Here is a 15,363-nt window from a genome sequence, read left to right as displayed (position 1 = left end):
CGTCCCCGACATGACAGATCAGGAGATGGATTTCGCAGGTCAGAGCGTCATCGTCACCGGTGCCGGGTCGGGCATCGGGCGGTCGGCGGCGCGTGCCTTCGCCATGCGCGGGGCGCGGGTGCTGGCCGTCGGGCGCCGACCGGAGCCGCTGGCGGAGACGGCCGACGGACACCCGACGATTCACCCGCTCGCGGTCGACGTCACCGCCGCGGACGGTCCGGAACGCATCGTCACGGCGGCGGTGGAGACGGGCGGCCGCATCGACGTGCTGGTGAACAACGCGGGCGTCGTCGGCCGCACACCGCTGGGCTCCATCACCAGGGCGGAGGTACGACGTCAGCTGGAGACCAACCTGGTCGCGCCGATGTTCCTCACCCAGGAGGCACTGCCCAGTCTGGAGGCCTCGAAGGGCGCGGTGATCAACGTCAGCACGGCGGTGGGTCAGCGAGGGTGGCCGGGGATGTCGGTCTACGGCGCGAGCAAGGCGGGGCTCGACTTCCTCAGCCGGGCCTGGGCCGTGGAACTCGCATCGCGAGGCGTCCGGGCGGTCACCGTGGCACCGGGCCCCACCGACACTCCGGTGTTGACCAACAACGGATACTCGGAGGCCGATCTCGCGCAGGTACAGGCCGAGAACGACGCTCGGTTCGCCGGGCGGGTCAACACCGCCGACGAGGTGGCCTGGTGGATCGTCGCCGTGGCGCACCGACGGAACGGCGCCGGGGTGAACGGCGCCTGGCTCCCGGTGGACGGCGGTGGCAGCGTCACCTGATCGGCGGTGAGGGGAGCGGGCGGATGCGAGTGGGGGAGCTGGCCGCACGAACGGGGTGCAGCACACGGTCGATCAGGTACTACGAGCAGCAGGGGCTGCTGACCTCCGAGCGCCTGCCCAACGGATATCGGGTCTACGAGGCCTCAGCCGTCGCCCGGGTGGCCAACATCCGCAGGCTCCTCTCGCTCGGCCTGGTGCTGGCGGACGTGCGCTGCTTCCTGCCGTGTCTGGACGGCGATCTGTTCGCCGCGGCTCCCGGCCGCACCGGTCTCGACGTCGTGCGGCGTCGGCTGGCCGAGTTGACCGAGCGGATCGAGGCCCTCACCGAGATCCGCGACGACCTCGCCCATCAGGTGGATCTCGCGACGGCACGGGTCGCCGACTGACCGAGCCCCCGAGGCCGCCCTGAGCCGAGGTTTCGCACCGCGGCAGGCGAGAACACGCCACCGGCGGGTTTCCACCGGCGGCACGCGGCCGATCCTGGGAGGTGCGGGACGCCCACGGTGGTCGGCATGGGTCCAGGACGTCGACGTGCTCGGGGACGGCCGGACCCGGCGATCCTGCGGCGAGAGGGCTCGCCGGGCTGGACGCCCTCGGGCATCAGCGTCGACCGGACCGCCGTGTGACGGGTCTCGGACCGTCGTCGGCACGAACAGCCGCGCGGTCCGGCCCGTCCTCTCGGTCGCGCGGCGGCGCGGCGGCCTCATTCGCCGCCCTGATGCGCGGCGCGTCGGTCTCAGACGGCTCGACGGGCGAGGTTGTCCAGCAGCTCGCCGTAGATCCTGCGCAGCCCCATCGGGGCGAAGGTGCGTTCGAAGAAGCCGCCGATGCCGGTGGCGCCCTGCCAGGTGTTGGTGACCACGACCCTGGACCGGCCCGCCGCTCCCGGCCGCACCGTCCAGGTGGTCACCATGCTGGAGTTGGCGTCCCGCTCGATCAGGTCACCCTCGGCCGACTGGTCCACGTCGAGCACGCAGTCACGAATCCGGCGCTTGGTGGCCTGCAGCTTCCACCGGACCCTCGTGCCGGCACCGGTGCCACCCGCGAGCACCTCGTACTCGCTGAACGGCGGAGGCAGCACGGCGGGGCGCGTCTCCCGGTAGTCGGCGAGCAGTTCGCGAATCCTGCTCACCTCGTCGTCGAACTCCCGCTCGACCGTGACCTTGAGCTCAGCCATGACACTCCACTTCCGTCTCGCCCCCCGAAACGCCTGCGTGATCACGGTATCGGTCCTGAGTCGACGGCAGGCAGCCGACCTGCGCGGAGCCTCGACGCGAGGGAGCGGCGGGGCAGACCGATCGCTCCCGCTCGCCGACCCCTCGGGCAGGCCCCGACCCGATTCGCGCTGTCGGTCCGGACCGCCGCACGCATCGGTTCGCCCTCGGCGACAGGTCCGTCGGCACACCGGACCGCGACCGCGTCCGCGCCCTCCCCGGCTCGCCTGCCGAGCGAGCCCGGGAACGGCTTCGGTCCGTACGGGCACCCGCCTGCCCACGAGCGCCACCGGACACGGCACCCTCAGCTCGGCCGGACCAGCCCCGTCTCGTAGGCGGCGATGACGGCCTGTGTGCGGTCCCGGGCATCGAGTTTGACGAGCACCGCGCGAACATGCGTCTTGACGGTCTCCACCCCGAGGAACAGTCGACCGGCGATCTCGGCGTTGTTCAGCCCGGCGGCGAGGAGACGCAGCACCTCGGTCTCGCGTGGGGTGAGCCGCGGCGCGCCGCGCGCCGGGGTCTCGCGACGCGCCACGAGAGATCGGACGGCGGCCGGGAACAGCAGCGAGTCGCCCGCCGCGACGGTTCGGACGGCCCGCAGGATCTCCTCCGGAGCGGCGCGCTTGAGCAGGAAGCCCTGGGCGCCGACGCGCAGCGCCTCATAGACGTGATCGTCGTTCTCGAAGGTGGTGAGCACGAGGACCCTGGGCGGGTCCGGGCTGCCCGTGAGCAGCCGTCGGGTGGCCTCGATGCCGTCGATGCCCGGCATGCGCACGTCCATCACCACCACGTCGGGCCGCGAGGCCCGCACCAGCGGGACGACGTCCACGCCGTCGGCCGCCTCGCCGACCACTCGCAGGTCGGGCTGGCTGTCGATGATCGCGCGCAGTCCGACTCGCACCAACGCCTCGTCGTCGACGAGGAGGACGTCGATCACCCGTTCGCCGTCGGCACCCGGACCGCCCGAGGAGTCCTCTCGCAGCGGCTCGGGCGCCCCGCTCCCGCCGGCCGCCGAGATCGACTTCGATCGCCGCTTCGTCATCGCCCTCCCGTCCGGGACCACGGCAGCCGCGCCGTCACCGACCACCGGCCGTCCATCGGGCCCGCCTCCACCCGACCGTCCAGCCGCACGGCGCGTTCCCGCACGCCTCGCAGGCCCCGACCGCCGCCCGAACCACGCCCGGGACGGGCCTCGGTCGCAGGCAGCGGATTGTCCACGGTGATCAGCAGCTCCCCGTCCCGCACGTCCAGTCGCACGCGCACCGGTGCGCCCGGCGCGTGCCGCAGACAGTTCGTGAGGCATTCCTGCACGATCCGGTAGGCCTCCCGTGACACCTCCGCATCGGGCTCGGCGAGCGAGCCGGACACGATCAGCTCCACCTCGCTTCCCGCCGCACGCGCGGCGTCGACGACGGCGTGCACCTCCGACAACAGGGGCGTGGCGCGACGATCCTCCGAGTCGTCGTCGCGCAGCAGTCCCAGCACGTGGTCCAGGTCCGTCTGCGCCGCCCTGGCCGCCGCCTCCACCGCCCGCATCGCCGTCACGGCGAACTCGACGTCGGTGGCCGCCAGATGTCGCGCGGCCCCCGCCTGGACGCTGACCACGCTCAACGCATGCCCGACCGAGTCGTGCAGCTCCCGCGCCAGCCGATGCCGCTCGGCACGCCGCACGAGCTCCCGGCGCGCCGCCGCCTGTCGCTCGGCGGGCGTCGGCCCGAGCAGAACGGCGGCCGCTCGACTCAACAGTGCTCCCGCCGCCGCCACCATCGCGAGGAGGACGACCGACGACGAGAGCGCCAGCGGCACCAGCCACCAGCGGCTCCCCTCCCCGGCGACGCCCCAGGCGGCGGGCAGTCGAAGATCGGGCAGCCATGGCGCCGCGAGCCCGAGGGCCGCCGCGGGTGGCAGGGCCAGAGTGAGCGCACTGATCAGCCCGCCGACCAGCAGGTGCAGCACGAACCACAGACTCGTGCGCCATCGGGCCTGCCAGCCGTCTCCGCGACCGATCTCCCCCGCTACGAGAGACCCGCCCAGCAGCGTCGTGGCCGGACCGGCCGTCAGTTCTCGGACTGGGGAGGTCAGACCCACGAGCGCCACCAGCGGCACCGCCGCGAGGGTGCTGGCCAGCAGCACCGGCAGTTCCTCCGTCGTCCGGCGAGCGAGCAGCTCCACGGCGACGCCCGTCACCGCCACGAAGGGCATCAGCAGGGCACCGCCGAGGATCAGATGGGCCCATCGACGGAAGAAGGTCGCCCCGAGCACCCGCCGGAGGACGGGGGCACGGTGCATCGAGCGCGGCAGGCGAGGCAGCACGGACATGGCAGTGCCACGGTATCGACGGCGGGTCCGCCCCGGCGGGTCGGCTCAGCGGTCGCGCCTGCCGCGGAGCTGGAACACCCAGGTGGTGGCACCCAGCATCGGGCCGAGCAGCGCCCAGCTTCCGTAGAAGAGGGTGAAGACCCACGGCGCCAGGTCCCCGGAGTCGGCCGTCTGGCCGGGTGCCAGGACCACCGGGATGACGGTGATCAGCGCGCCCGTGCCGAACCAGCCGCCCGCCAGCAGCGTCCATCGAGGCAGGAAGCGGGGGACGTCGAACGTCAGCGCGACGATGAGCACCGCGCCCGCGCACGCGAAGATCGCCGGAATCCATCCCGCGTCGAAGCCGTGCGCCACCGGCTCCCCGACGACGCCGACGTCGATCCCCAACGCCCACGCCGTCTTGACCGCCGGATAGACGAGCACCAAGACCAGCGAGAGCAGGCCGAACCACGACGCGCGTGGGCCGGGGGTCGCGAAGGTCCGACCGCTCAGGAGACTCGCGGCGAGCAGGGCCACCGCGGTGGCGGCGAGCACGCGCACCGCCATCGGCAGGAGTTCGTACGGCAGCTCGGCGCCCGACAACACCATGACCGGCGCACCGAAGACCTGGATCAGCAGGCCGGTCGACGTCCAGATCAGCGCCACGCCCGCCACCGCCGCCATCGCGATCGAGCCGGGGCTCGAGCGGGTCCTCGTCGTGCTGACCAGTGCCGCCGCGACGAGTCCCAGGGCCGCCGCGATCGGCGGGAACCACGCCGGGACGCCGGTGGCATCGGTCAGCACGTCACGCGGAGCGGGCAGCACTGCCAGCCCGAGGAGTGCGAGACAGACGACGAGCGCCGCCCGCGCCAGGAACAGCGGACGCACGGAGCCGGCCGTGCCGCCGTTCACCGACGCGGGCGTGGCCGTGCTCGACCGGGCGGTGCTCGACCGGGCGGTGCTCGACCGGGCGGTGCTCGACCGGGCGGTGCTCGACGCGGCACCGGTCCGCGGATCAGGACGGGGCATCGGATCTCCCTCGGCGGCTGAGGTCGGCTGGTCTGCTGTCGAGACCAGGGTTCCGTCGGCGAGCGGCGGACCGCCTCCCTCGCCCGAGGGAGACGGCTCCCTCCCCGGGGTCGACCTGTGGCGGCGTGCGCCCTTTCCTCCTCGCCCATGACACGGTGTCGCAGCGCTCGACGGCCCGCCCCGTGCCCCGGCTTGACGGTCGCCTTTCCACCGCGGCCGCCCGGCCGCACCGGCCGCGCCCCATCCCGGCGGCCCCGAGGCGCCCGAACGCGGCACGCACCGACCGAACGGGCGGCGGAGGAGTACCGGGCGCCGCTAGGGTCGTGCCCGAAGACCCGACGATCTCGACCGACGTATGAGGAGTCCGATGAGCCTGGATCGCCCGATCGCGCCAGACCCCTACACGCTGCTCCCCTCGGTGCCGTCCTTCACCGTGACCAGTGACGACGTCACCCACGGCGAGCAGCTGACCGCGCGGCACATCTCCGCGGGGGCGGGCGGCGAGGACGTCTCGCCCGCCCTGAGCTGGTCGGGATTCCCTGAGGAGACGCAGGGCTTCACCGTCACCTGCTTCGACCCGGACGCGCCGACTCCGGCGGGCTTCTGGCACTGGGGAGTGGTGAACCTCCCGGCCACGACGACGTCGCTGGCCGCCGGGGCGGGCGCGGCGGGCGCGGCGCTGCCCGGTTCGGCCTTCGCCGTGCGCAACGACCTGGGCACGAGGGACTACGCGGGCGCCGCTCCCCCGCCGGGAGACCACCCGCACCGCTACTACTTCGTCGTGCACGCGATGGACGTGCCCGCGCTCGACGTCGACGCGGACACGAGCCTCACCGTGGTCAGCTTCAACCTCGTCTTCCACACCCTCGCCAGGGCGATCATCGCGCCCGTCTTCTCCCACTAGAGGGGCACGGCCGGGCCTGTCGTCGCGTCCCCTCGGGCGGGGGTCCTCTCGGGCGACAGCCGCTCGACAGGCTCGCCGCCGTGGGGAGTCGATCCGGTCGTGCTCATTCCGGTCATGCTCAGTCCGGTCGGGATCGATCCGGTCTGTCTCGGAAGGCTCTCGCGAGCGCCCGCGCCGCCTGCCCGCCGGTCCCGCCGAACGCACCGCGGCGGGCAGGCAGCCCGATCACCACCCGATCCACCGACCACCGCCCCTCGCCTGCGACCGTCTCCCATCGGGCCGCACCACTGCACGTGGCGACACCACGGGCAGAAACGTCCCGACGCTCCGTGCCCGCCCGGCCGCCCCCGTGGCGGCTCGGCGTCGTCCGGGTCGCCGATCCGTCTTCCAGCACAGGAGCACCTTCCACCGTGAGCATCCGTGTCCTGCCCGGATTCGTGGCGCTGACCATCGCGGTCGTCATCGCGGCGCTGGCCTTCCTGCCCTACGTCGCGCGGCAGTACCGCAGGCGGGGACAGCTCGGCTTAGGCCACGCGCTGATCGCCTTCGCCTTCCTCTGCTATGTCATCGGCCTGCTGGCCTACGTGTTGATCCCGATCCCGCCCGTCGGGCCCGGCTTCTGCGAGGCGTATTCCTGGGTTCGTCCGCAGCTGAGCCCGCTCGCCAGCCTCGCCGGGCTGCCCGCGACCTTCGGCTCGGGCGGCGTCCGCGCCGTGCTGGTCGACTTCGCCTTCCAACAGTTCGCGATGAACATCGCCCTGTTCGTGCCGCTCGGCATGTTCGTGCGGCACATGTTCCGTCGGGGCTTCCTGACCACCATCGCGATCGGCGCCGCCACGACCCTGTTCATCGAGTTCACCCAGCTGACCGGGATCTGGTTCCTCTACCCGTGTCCCTACCGGCTGTTCGACGTCGACGACCTCGCGGCCAACGGGCTGGGCGCGGTGATCGGAGCGATCCTCGCCCCGTTGCTCCGGCTGGTGCCCGGTCAGCGCACCGGGGCGGCGCCCGGCGTTCCCCGGCCGGTGACCGCGAGTCGCCGGGTGCTGGGGATGGCCTGCGACATGCTGGTGATGTGGCTGTCCGGGAACGTCGCCCTGCTGATCGTCACGGCCGTGCTCGGCACCGGCGGTGCGGCGGAGGACGGGCTTCCCTGGGTCCACGCGGTGGCGCAGTGGAGTCTGCCCGCCGCGCTGATCGGCACCAGCCTCGTCGTGCGCAGGGCGACCCCCGGACAGCAGATCGTCCTGCTGCGGCTGACCAGTGTGGACGGGAGCCGCCCCGCCGTGCTCCGCGCCCTGATCTGGTGGATCAGCGGCTTCGGCGCCTTCGGGCTGCTCCAGACGGCGGCGCTGATCTGGTGGGCGCCCGCGGTCTGGGCGGCGGTGGGGCTCGCCGTGCTGCACGCGGGCTCGCTGCTGCTGACCAGCGATCGACGGGGAATCAGCGGAATGCTCAGCGGGTTGCACGCGGTGGACGTCCGCATCGGCCGTGACGAGACCGACGGCCGGGCTGCCGGCGGCGGCGAGGAGACCGTCGGCGGCGCCGAGAAGACGAAGAAGACCGGAACCCCGTCCCGACGTGGGGGCCGCGCCGGGGACGGGCGGTCCGAGAACACCAGGGCATGACGCCCGGCGGCCGGCCCCGGGGCGACGGCCCAGTGGCACGACGGCCCGGACAGACGACAACCGCCAGACCAGACGGAACACGAACAGTGGAGATGACGGCGTGCAGCATTTCGACCTTGCCATCGTGGGCACCGGATCGGGTAACTCGATCGTGGACGAGCGATTCGCCGACTGGAACGTCGCGCTGATCGAACGCGGCACCTTCGGCGGCACCTGCCTCAACGTGGGCTGCATCCCGACGAAGATGTTCGTGCACACCGCCGAGCTGGCGGGCACACCCGCCGCCTCGGCCGCACTGGGCGTGGACTCGGAGCTGCACGGCGTTCGCTGGACCGAGGTGCGCGACCGGATCTTCGGCCGCATCGACCCGATCGCCCAGGGCGGCAGGCGGTACCGGATCGACGGCAGCCCCAATGTGACGGTGTTCGAGGGCACCGGCCGGTTCGTCGGGGAGAAGACCCTGACCGTCACCGGCCAGGGCGCCGCGGAGCAGACGATCACGGCCGATCGCATCGTGCTGGCGGCGGGCAGCAGGCCGGTCCTGCCCGCGGTGCCGGGGATGGCGGACGTCGGCGTCCACACCAGTGACACGATCATGCGACTGGAGAGGCTGCCCGAGCGCATGGTGATCGTGGGCGGCGGATTCATCGCCGCCGAGCTGGCCCATGTGTTCGGCTCCTTCGGCACCGAGATCACCCTGGTCACCCGGTCGGGCGCCCTGCTCCGGCAGGAGGACGTCGACGTCTCTCGTCGCTTCTCCGAACTGGCGGCAGGCCGGTGGGACGTGCGGTTCGATCAGACGATCACCAGCGTGGAGCGACAGGGGGACCTGGTTCGCGTGCACTCGCAGGGCCCGGACGGCGCGTCCTGCGCCGAGGGCGAGGTGCTGCTGGTCGCGGCGGGTCGGGTGCCCAACTCGGATCTGCTGCGTCTGGATCGCACCGGGGTCCGGACCCACGCGGACGGCCGGGTCGTGGTGGACGAGTATCAGCGCACCGACGTCGAGGGGATCTGGGCGCTCGGCGATCTCAGCTCGGAGCACCAGCTCAAGCACGTCGCCAACCACGAGACCAGGATCGTGCAGCACAACCTGCTGCACCCGGAGTCGCCGAGGGCCTCCGATCACCGCTTCGTGCCGCACGCGGTGTTCTCCGCCCCGCAGGTCGCCTCGGTGGGGATCAGCGAGCAGGAGGCGAAGATCCGCGGGCTGCGCCATGTGACGGCGATCCAGGACTACGCGGACATCGCCTACGGCTGGGCGATGGAGGACACCACGGGCTTCTGCAAGCTGATCGCCGATCCGGAGGACGGGCGACTGCTGGGCGCGCACATCATCGGCCCGCAGGCCTCGACGCTGATCCAGCCGTTGATCCAGGCGATGAGCTTCGGACTGGACGCGCGGCGGATGGCCCGCGAGCAGTACTGGATTCACCCGGCCATGCCGGAGCTCGTGGAGAACGCCCTGCTCAAGCTGCCGTTGCCCGGCTGATCCGCCGGGCGACGGCAGGAGGCCCGGCGCGTCGGCACGACGACCCGCCGGGCCGCGTTCACGGTTCGCATACCGCCCGATTGGGTAATCTCGACCATGTCGGCGCGCCCTGCCCGACACGGCTTCGAAGGGATCGAGAGAGCCATGGCTTCCCTGTTCGATCGAATCCAGGACCTCGCCAAGAGCCCGAAGGCCCGCGAGGTCCTCGACAAGGCCAAGGAGATGGCGAACGACCCGAAGAACAAGGAGAAGGTCCAGAGCTATCTGGCGAAGTTCCGCAAGAAGTGAGCGCGGGTTCGTGAGTGCCGACCGTCGTCAGACGTAGCGGGGGCGTCCCGCGATCACGCCGAGGACGGTCTGCACCGCCAGCACGCCCAGCAGCATCAGCAGCGACACGTCCCACCCGCCGGTCAGGTCGTGCAGCAGGCCGAAGAGGAACGGTCCGGCGGCCGCGAGCAGGTAACCCAGGCTCTGCGCCATCGCCGACATCCGTGCCGTCTCGGCGGACGATCTGGTCCGCAGCGAGATGAGCGTGAGGGCCAGCGGAAACACGGCCATGCCGATCCCGAGGCTCAACGTCCACAGCAGCGGTGCCCACAGCGGTGCGAGCAGCAGCCCCAGAATGCCGACGGCGGCGAGGCCGCCCAGGCCCACCGCCCACCATGACTGCGTCGGGCTACGGGCGATGAGCGGCCCGGTCAGCAGGCTCATCGGCACTCCCACCACCATCACCACGGCCAGCAGCAGTCCGGCCGTCGCGGCATCGTGCCCGGCCGCCATGAGCACCTCGGGCAGCCAGCCCATCACCACATAGGCGATGAGCGCCTGGGTGGCGAAGAAGAGCGTGACTGCCCAGGCCAGCGGACTTCGCAGCAGCGAACCCTGCCGATCCGGCGTGGTCGGGCCTTCGGCAGGCACGGCCGCACGGTCGTGGCGGGCGGCGACCGACCAGACGCACAGGGCGGCCAGCGCCAGCAGCGCCCAGGTGGCCAGTGGCAGCCGCCATCCGTCGAACCACAGCGCGAACCGCGGGGTCAGCGCCGAGCCCAGCGCGCCGCCTGCCGCCATCGCGGAGGTGTAGACGCCGGTGGCCATGCCCATGCGATGCGGGAACGACTCCTTGACCACGACCGGCACCAGCACGTTGCACAGCGCGATGGCGCCGCAGGCCAGAAAGGTTCCCGCGAGCACGGCCGTCGGCCCGTCGACGGCGCGGACGGTGAGTCCGATCGCCAGCACGGCCAGGGCCAGCCCGATACCCCGAGCCAGGCCGAGTCTGCGGGCCAGCAGGGGCGCGGCCACCCCGGCAAGACCGAAGCAGAGGGTCGGCACCGTGGTCAGCACGCTCGCCCAGGTCGTCGACTGGCCGAGGGAGGAGCGGATCTCCCCGAGGACCGACGCCAGACTGGTGACCGCCGGACGCATGTTCGCGGCGGCGAGGGCTACGCCGATCAGCAGCAGCCCGCTGCCGACGAGGGCCGTGTGCCTGCTGGGCGCGGTTCCCGCACCGGTCTCGACGACCTCGGTGCCGCCCCCGGCCAGGACGGCCTGCTGTACGCCGCCCGGCTCGTCGGGGAGAATCCGATCATCGGAGGCAGGTGGTTCTCGTGGTTCCCAGGACACCCGGACTACTATGCCAAACATAGGATGTTCGGATGAGAGGACGTCGTTGTGCCGTTGGCCACCACGCGACGCACCGGCCTCGTCGACCAGGTCATCGAGCAGCTGCGGCTACTCGTGACCAGCGGCGAATGGCCGGTCGGCAGCCGGATACCCGCCGAGCCCGAACTGGTCGACGCGCTCGGCGTCGGCCGGAACACGGTGCGAGAGGCGGTCCGGGCACTGGCCCACGCCGGGCTGCTGGAGGTACGCCAGGGCGACGGCACCTTCGTCCGCGCGACCAGCGAGCTCTCCGGCGCCGTACGCAGGCTGTGCAGCTCGGAGCTGCGCGACGTCTTGGAGACACGTCGAGCGCTCGAGGTCCAGGCGGCCCGGCTGGCGGCGCTGCGACGCACCGACGAGGAGCTGGCCGCACTCGCCGACACGCTTCGCCGACGCGACGAGGCGTTGACCGCACGAGACTGGGACTCGATGGTCCGCGTCGACACCGACTTCCACGCCCAGCTCGTCGCCTGTTCGCACAACCCCGTGCTGATCGAGGTGTACGCGGGCTTCACCGAGGCGGTGTCGGCCAGCGTCGCCACCGGCGTCGACATGGACAACGCGGCGCCGTGCGTCCGGCACGTCTCTCACGACGCCCTGTTGAACGCCGTGCGCGACCGTGATCCGGAACAGGCCGCACGCGAGGCAGGCGGCTTCCTCGACGAGCAGCTCGACAGGCTCGGGATGTCCGGCGAGGCCTGAGTCGACGTGCGACACGGCGGCACCGGCCGCGCCTGAGCCGTGTACGTGGGCGTGGCCCGGCACGTCTCGCCGTGCGTCGGACGACGGCACCTCGGCGACGGTCGCGCCGGCCACCCGACAGCCATGGCGGGCACGAGGTACGGACGGCTACGCCCCGGCCCCCGGTGCCAGCAGCGGCAAACCGGCCGGAGCGCCGTGTTCGATGAGGCGGAGCAGGGCGTCGGTGTCGAGATGCGCGTCGACCAGGTCCGCGAGCAGGTCGAGCTGTTGTTCGCGGGCGGCGCCGAACGCGGTGTCGGCGGCGACGCGGAAGCCCGGCCGACCTGCTTGATCGGCCACCCGACGTAGGAAGACGCGGCGGAAGGCATCGTTCTCGAAGATCCCGTGCCAATGCGTGCCCGCCACCGGCCAGGACACCGCGCCCTCCCCGTGATCGCCGTCGAACCCACCGCAGACGGTCGCCGCGCCGGCCGCCGCGCCGACTCCGCCCGCACCGCCGACCGGACGGACCCTCTCCACCAGCGGCGCCAGCCCGGCCGCGCGACGGGTGACCCGCCCGTGGTGAATCTCGTAGCCTGCCACGGGCTCGCCCAGTGCGCGGCCCGTCGGCGTGCGCAGGATCTTGGTCGCCTCGAAGGTCACCGCGACGTCCAACAGGCCCAGACCCGGCACCGTGCCTCGGCGGGACTCCACCCGATCGTCGATCGAACGGGCCAGCATCTGGAAGCCGCCGCACACGCCGAACACCGGCCTCCCCGCCGCGGCATGCCGCCGCACCGCCTCGGCCAGACCGGTCCGCCGCAGCCAGTCCAGATCGGCGACGGTGGACTTGGAGCCGGGCAGGACCACGAGATCGGCATCGGCCAGCCGCGACGGCTCCTCGACGAAGCGCACCGCGACACCGGGTTCGCAGGCGAGGGCGTCCAGGTCAGTCGGGTTGGACATCCTGGGCAGCCGGGGCACCGCCACCCGCAGCCACGACTCCCCCACCGGCGGCGCGGGCCGCCCCAGCACGCCGTCGGCCGCGGTGGACAACGAGTCCTCGGCGTCCAGCCACAGCCCGTCCGACCAGGGCAGCACGCCGTACACGGGCCTGCCGGTGAGATCGGTCAACGTCCGCAGTCCCGGCTCCAGCAGGCCGCGATCACCTCGGAACTTGTTGATCACGAAGCCGGCGATCAGCGACTGATCGGCCGCGTCGAGCAACGCCAGCGTGCCGTAGAGGTGCGCGAAGACGCCGCCCCGGTCGATGTCGGACACCACGATCACCGGCAGCCGCCCGGCGACGGCGAGCCCCATGTTCGCGAGATCCCCCGCACGGAGGTTGATCTCGGCGGGCGAGCCCGCGCCCTCGCAGATCACCACGTCGAACTCGGCACGCAGCTCGGCAAGGCCGGTCTGCACCGCCTCGGCCAGCTCCGCGCGTCCGCTCCGGTACGAGGCCGCGTCGACCTCGCCGACGACCTTCCCGTGCAGCACGATCTGCGAGCGGTGGTCGCTGCCCGGTTTCAGCAGCACGGGATTGAAGCGGACGGCGGGCGAGAGTCCGGCCGCCGCCGCCTGCATGGCCTGTGCCCGGCCGATCTCACCGCCGTCGGGAGTGACCACCGAGTTGTTGGACATGTTCTGCGCCTTGAACGGCGCCACCCGTATCCCACGTCGGGCCAGCCACCGGCACAGCCCCGCGGTCAGCACGCTCTTGCCCGCATCGGAGGTGGTCCCCGCCACCAGCAGCGCGCCGCCGGTCGGCGCGCTCACGTAGCGACCCGCCATGAGACGAGTCCGGCGACCGTCCCGACCGCGGCCGGAACGGCGACAGGCGGCCGAGCACCAGACGGCGGCGCGGCAGCGGACACGGAACGAGCGGCGGCGCGCACCGACATGTCTCGACGGCGGTTCACGCCTGGGTGAGGATCTCCGCGCCCTCGGCGGTGACGAGGATGGTGTGCTCGAACTGTGCCGTCCAGCTCTTGTCCTTGGTGGTGACGGTCCAGCCGTCGTCCCAGACGTCGTAGTCGATGCCGCCGAGCGTGATCATCGGCTCGATCGTGAAGGTCATGCCCTCTTCGATCTCGGTGTCGACGTTCGGCTCGTCGTAGTGCAGGATCACGAGCCCGCTGTGGAAGGAGCGGCCGATGCCGTGCCCGGTGAAGTCCCGGACCACGCCGTAGCCGAACCGCTTCGCATAGGCCTCGATGACCCGACCGACGACGTTGAGCCTGCGGCCCGGTCGGACCGCGCGGATCGCCCGCAGCGTCGCCTCGCGTGTGCGCTCCACCAGCAACCGGGCCTCCTCGGAGACCGCGCCCGCGAGGAAGGTGGCGTTGGTGTCACCGTGGACGTCGCCGACGTAGGCGGTGACGTCGATGTTGACGATGTCGCCGTCCTCGATCACCGTCGAGTCGGGAATGCCGTGACAGATGACCTCGTTGAGGGAGGTGCAGCAGGACTTGGGAAAGTTCCGGTAGCCCAGCGTCGACGGGTAGGCGTCGTTGTCGCAGAGGAACTCGTGGATCACCCGGTCGATCTCGTCGGTCGTCACTCCGGGCGCGACCGTCTTGCCGCCCAGTTCCAAGGCCTGCGCGGCCAGCCGTCCCGCCACCCGCATCTTCTCGATCACCTCGGCGGACTGCACCCACGGATCGGTGTTGCGTGCCGGGGCGGGACGATCCACGTACTCGGGCCGAGTGATCGAGGCGGGAACCGGCCTGCGGGGCGACTGCTGGCCAGGCCGGAGGGGAGAGCGAAGCGACATGCCCCCAGATTACGCAGCGCCGCGAGCGGCGATCGGCGCCCCCGCCTCCCGCGACATCACGTGTGAGCCCGCATCGAAGCCGACGGACGCCCGGCGCGCAGGACACCCCGCACCCGACCCCGTGACGATCAGGAGAACCGACGCGACCACGATCGAAACGACGCCGCGTCCGGAATCACGTCGAAATGGAGAAGTTCAATCAGGAAACTCCGCGATTCGCGGGGAATCGCGATGCCCGACGGCAGGTCGCCCTCGCGTCATACCACTCGAACGTGAGTGTGCATGGAGCTCGCTATTCAGTCGCAACCGCGATCGAACATGACGGCCGCCGCGCGCCAGCCGAGCATGAACAGACCGAGCACGCTAGCCGTGACCAGCGCGAACGACACCGGTGGCACATTGACCGTGACCGCACGAACGGCCAGTCCGCCCAACACGGCGGCCACCCAGACGCCGACTCCGACCGCCAGTCGAGTGGGCTCGCGCCAAGCCCTGGTGACCAGCCAGCCGACAGCGAGTCCGCCGAGGAACGGGATCGACGTCGCGACGACGTCACCCAGGCCCGCGGCCTCCTCATGATTACGTCGACCCACGAATGCGAACACCAGCACTGCCAACACGTCGACGGACGCGGCAGGCAGTGCCCGAGTGATCCGGGACACGAGCACCTCTTCATCTTGATTCGGCGAGAGAACACCTGATCGGTTCGGCCGCGCTGTCCTCGCCGAACTACTCCGTACGGGCCGGCAGGCCGTACACGACGGGGAACCGTACTCCTCGTGGAACAGCCCGACGCACCCACCGTCCCCTTCGCGGCGCGCGGTGCTCCTCGACCATCGGGACGCCTCGGGCACCGGGCGGAGGAGAGCGGTATAAGCCCAGGTCACTGCGCTGCCCACCGCCCCGG

At 71.9% G+C, this 15,363-nt stretch carries 16 protein-coding genes; 8 read left to right on the top strand and 8 right to left on the bottom strand.

All coding sequences use genetic code 11. The features are described from left to right. Nucleotides 1-10: 10 nt before the first annotated feature. Together AHOG_RS08595 and AHOG_RS08590 are read left to right on the top strand one after the other, a co-directional pair. The gene (locus AHOG_RS08595; protein ID WP_211290557.1) at nt 11-772 is read left to right on the top strand and encodes an SDR family NAD(P)-dependent oxidoreductase; all 762 of its coding nucleotides are present in this window, start codon (nt 11-13) and stop codon (nt 770-772) included. 23 nt (nt 773-795) lie between these two features. Then, nucleotides 796-1,158: a MerR family transcriptional regulator gene (locus AHOG_RS08590; protein ID WP_093940872.1), complete on the top strand. Its 363-nt coding sequence runs from the start codon at nt 796-798 to the stop codon at nt 1,156-1,158. A gap of 350 nt (nt 1,159-1,508) precedes the next feature. On the opposite strand, the gene AHOG_RS08585 is transcribed toward AHOG_RS08590, so the two are convergent. The 4 genes from AHOG_RS08585 to AHOG_RS08570 form a co-directional block, all read right to left on the bottom strand. Next, nucleotides 1,509-1,949, bottom strand: coding sequence for an SRPBCC family protein (locus AHOG_RS08585; RefSeq protein ID WP_093940871.1), 441 nt, complete (start codon nt 1,947-1,949; stop codon nt 1,509-1,511). 341 nt (nt 1,950-2,290) lie between these two features. After that, nucleotides 2,291-3,031, bottom strand: coding sequence for a response regulator transcription factor (locus AHOG_RS08580; RefSeq protein ID WP_093944287.1), 741 nt, complete (start codon nt 3,029-3,031; stop codon nt 2,291-2,293). Then, entirely contained in the window at nt 3,028-4,308 is a 1,281-nt protein-coding gene (locus AHOG_RS08575; protein WP_211290556.1) for a sensor histidine kinase, read from the bottom strand. Before AHOG_RS08575 ends, AHOG_RS08580 begins: the two co-directional genes overlap by 4 nt. Nucleotides 4,309-4,353: 45 nt before the next feature. Then, complete coding sequence (locus AHOG_RS08570) at nt 4,354-5,199, bottom strand: hypothetical protein (protein WP_093940870.1); 846 nt, start codon at nt 5,197-5,199, stop codon at nt 4,354-4,356. Here AHOG_RS08570 and AHOG_RS08565 point away from each other — a divergent pair. From AHOG_RS08565 to AHOG_RS29040, 5 genes are all read left to right on the top strand, one after another. Continuing rightward, nucleotides 5,186-5,467 carry a hypothetical protein gene (locus tag AHOG_RS08565; RefSeq protein ID WP_093940869.1) on the top strand — a complete coding sequence of 94 codons (282 nt, stop codon included), beginning with the start codon at nt 5,186-5,188 and terminating at the stop codon, nt 5,465-5,467. The two genes, AHOG_RS08570 and AHOG_RS08565, sit on opposite strands and share 14 nt — an antisense overlap. A 216-nt stretch (nt 5,468-5,683) precedes the next feature. Further along, complete coding sequence (locus AHOG_RS08560) at nt 5,684-6,220, top strand: YbhB/YbcL family Raf kinase inhibitor-like protein (protein ID WP_093940868.1); 537 nt, start codon at nt 5,684-5,686, stop codon at nt 6,218-6,220. 410 nt (nt 6,221-6,630) lie between these two features. Further along, nucleotides 6,631-7,848: a VanZ family protein gene (locus AHOG_RS08555; RefSeq protein ID WP_169725829.1), complete on the top strand. Its 1,218-nt coding sequence runs from the start codon at nt 6,631-6,633 to the stop codon at nt 7,846-7,848. A 100-nt stretch (nt 7,849-7,948) separates the two neighbouring features. After that, complete coding sequence (locus AHOG_RS08550; protein WP_093940866.1) at nt 7,949-9,337, top strand: mycothione reductase; 1,389 nt, start codon at nt 7,949-7,951, stop codon at nt 9,335-9,337. A 144-nt stretch (nt 9,338-9,481) separates the two neighbouring features. After that, the gene (locus tag AHOG_RS29040; RefSeq protein WP_169725828.1) at nt 9,482-9,625 is read left to right on the top strand and encodes a hypothetical protein; all 144 of its coding nucleotides are present in this window, start codon (nt 9,482-9,484) and stop codon (nt 9,623-9,625) included. A 27-nt stretch (nt 9,626-9,652) separates the two neighbouring features. Here the strand turns inward: AHOG_RS29040 and AHOG_RS08545 are convergent, their stop codons facing one another. Continuing rightward, complete coding sequence (locus AHOG_RS08545; protein WP_245856648.1) at nt 9,653-10,960, bottom strand: CynX/NimT family MFS transporter; 1,308 nt, start codon at nt 10,958-10,960, stop codon at nt 9,653-9,655. A gap of 48 nt (nt 10,961-11,008) precedes the next feature. On the opposite strand from AHOG_RS08545, the gene AHOG_RS08540 reads away from it, so the two are divergent. Continuing rightward, entirely contained in the window at nt 11,009-11,701 is a 693-nt protein-coding gene (locus tag AHOG_RS08540) for a FadR/GntR family transcriptional regulator (protein ID WP_093940864.1), read from the top strand. 147 nt (nt 11,702-11,848) lie between these two features. On the opposite strand, the gene AHOG_RS08535 is transcribed toward AHOG_RS08540, so the two are convergent. From AHOG_RS08535 to AHOG_RS08525, 3 genes are all read right to left on the bottom strand, one after another. Then, the gene (locus tag AHOG_RS08535; RefSeq protein ID WP_093940863.1) at nt 11,849-13,474 is read right to left on the bottom strand and encodes a cobyric acid synthase; all 1,626 of its coding nucleotides are present in this window, start codon (nt 13,472-13,474) and stop codon (nt 11,849-11,851) included. Nucleotides 13,475-13,598: 124 nt separating this feature from the next. Further along, a complete protein-coding gene (gene map, locus AHOG_RS08530) occupies nt 13,599-14,456 on the bottom strand; it encodes a type I methionyl aminopeptidase (RefSeq protein WP_093940862.1) in 858 nt (285 codons plus the stop codon). 296 nt (nt 14,457-14,752) lie between these two features. Next, the gene (locus tag AHOG_RS08525; protein ID WP_245856647.1) at nt 14,753-15,118 is read right to left on the bottom strand and encodes a DUF3054 domain-containing protein; all 366 of its coding nucleotides are present in this window, start codon (nt 15,116-15,118) and stop codon (nt 14,753-14,755) included. Between the last annotated feature and the right edge of the window lie 245 nt (nt 15,119-15,363).

This window comes from Actinoalloteichus hoggarensis, assembly GCF_002234535.1.
In the GTDB taxonomy this organism is placed as follows: Bacteria; Actinomycetota; Actinomycetes; order Mycobacteriales; family Pseudonocardiaceae; genus Actinoalloteichus_A; species Actinoalloteichus_A hoggarensis.
Note: the sequence above shows the minus strand (reverse complement) of the source record. Positions and strands in the feature narration are given on the sequence as shown.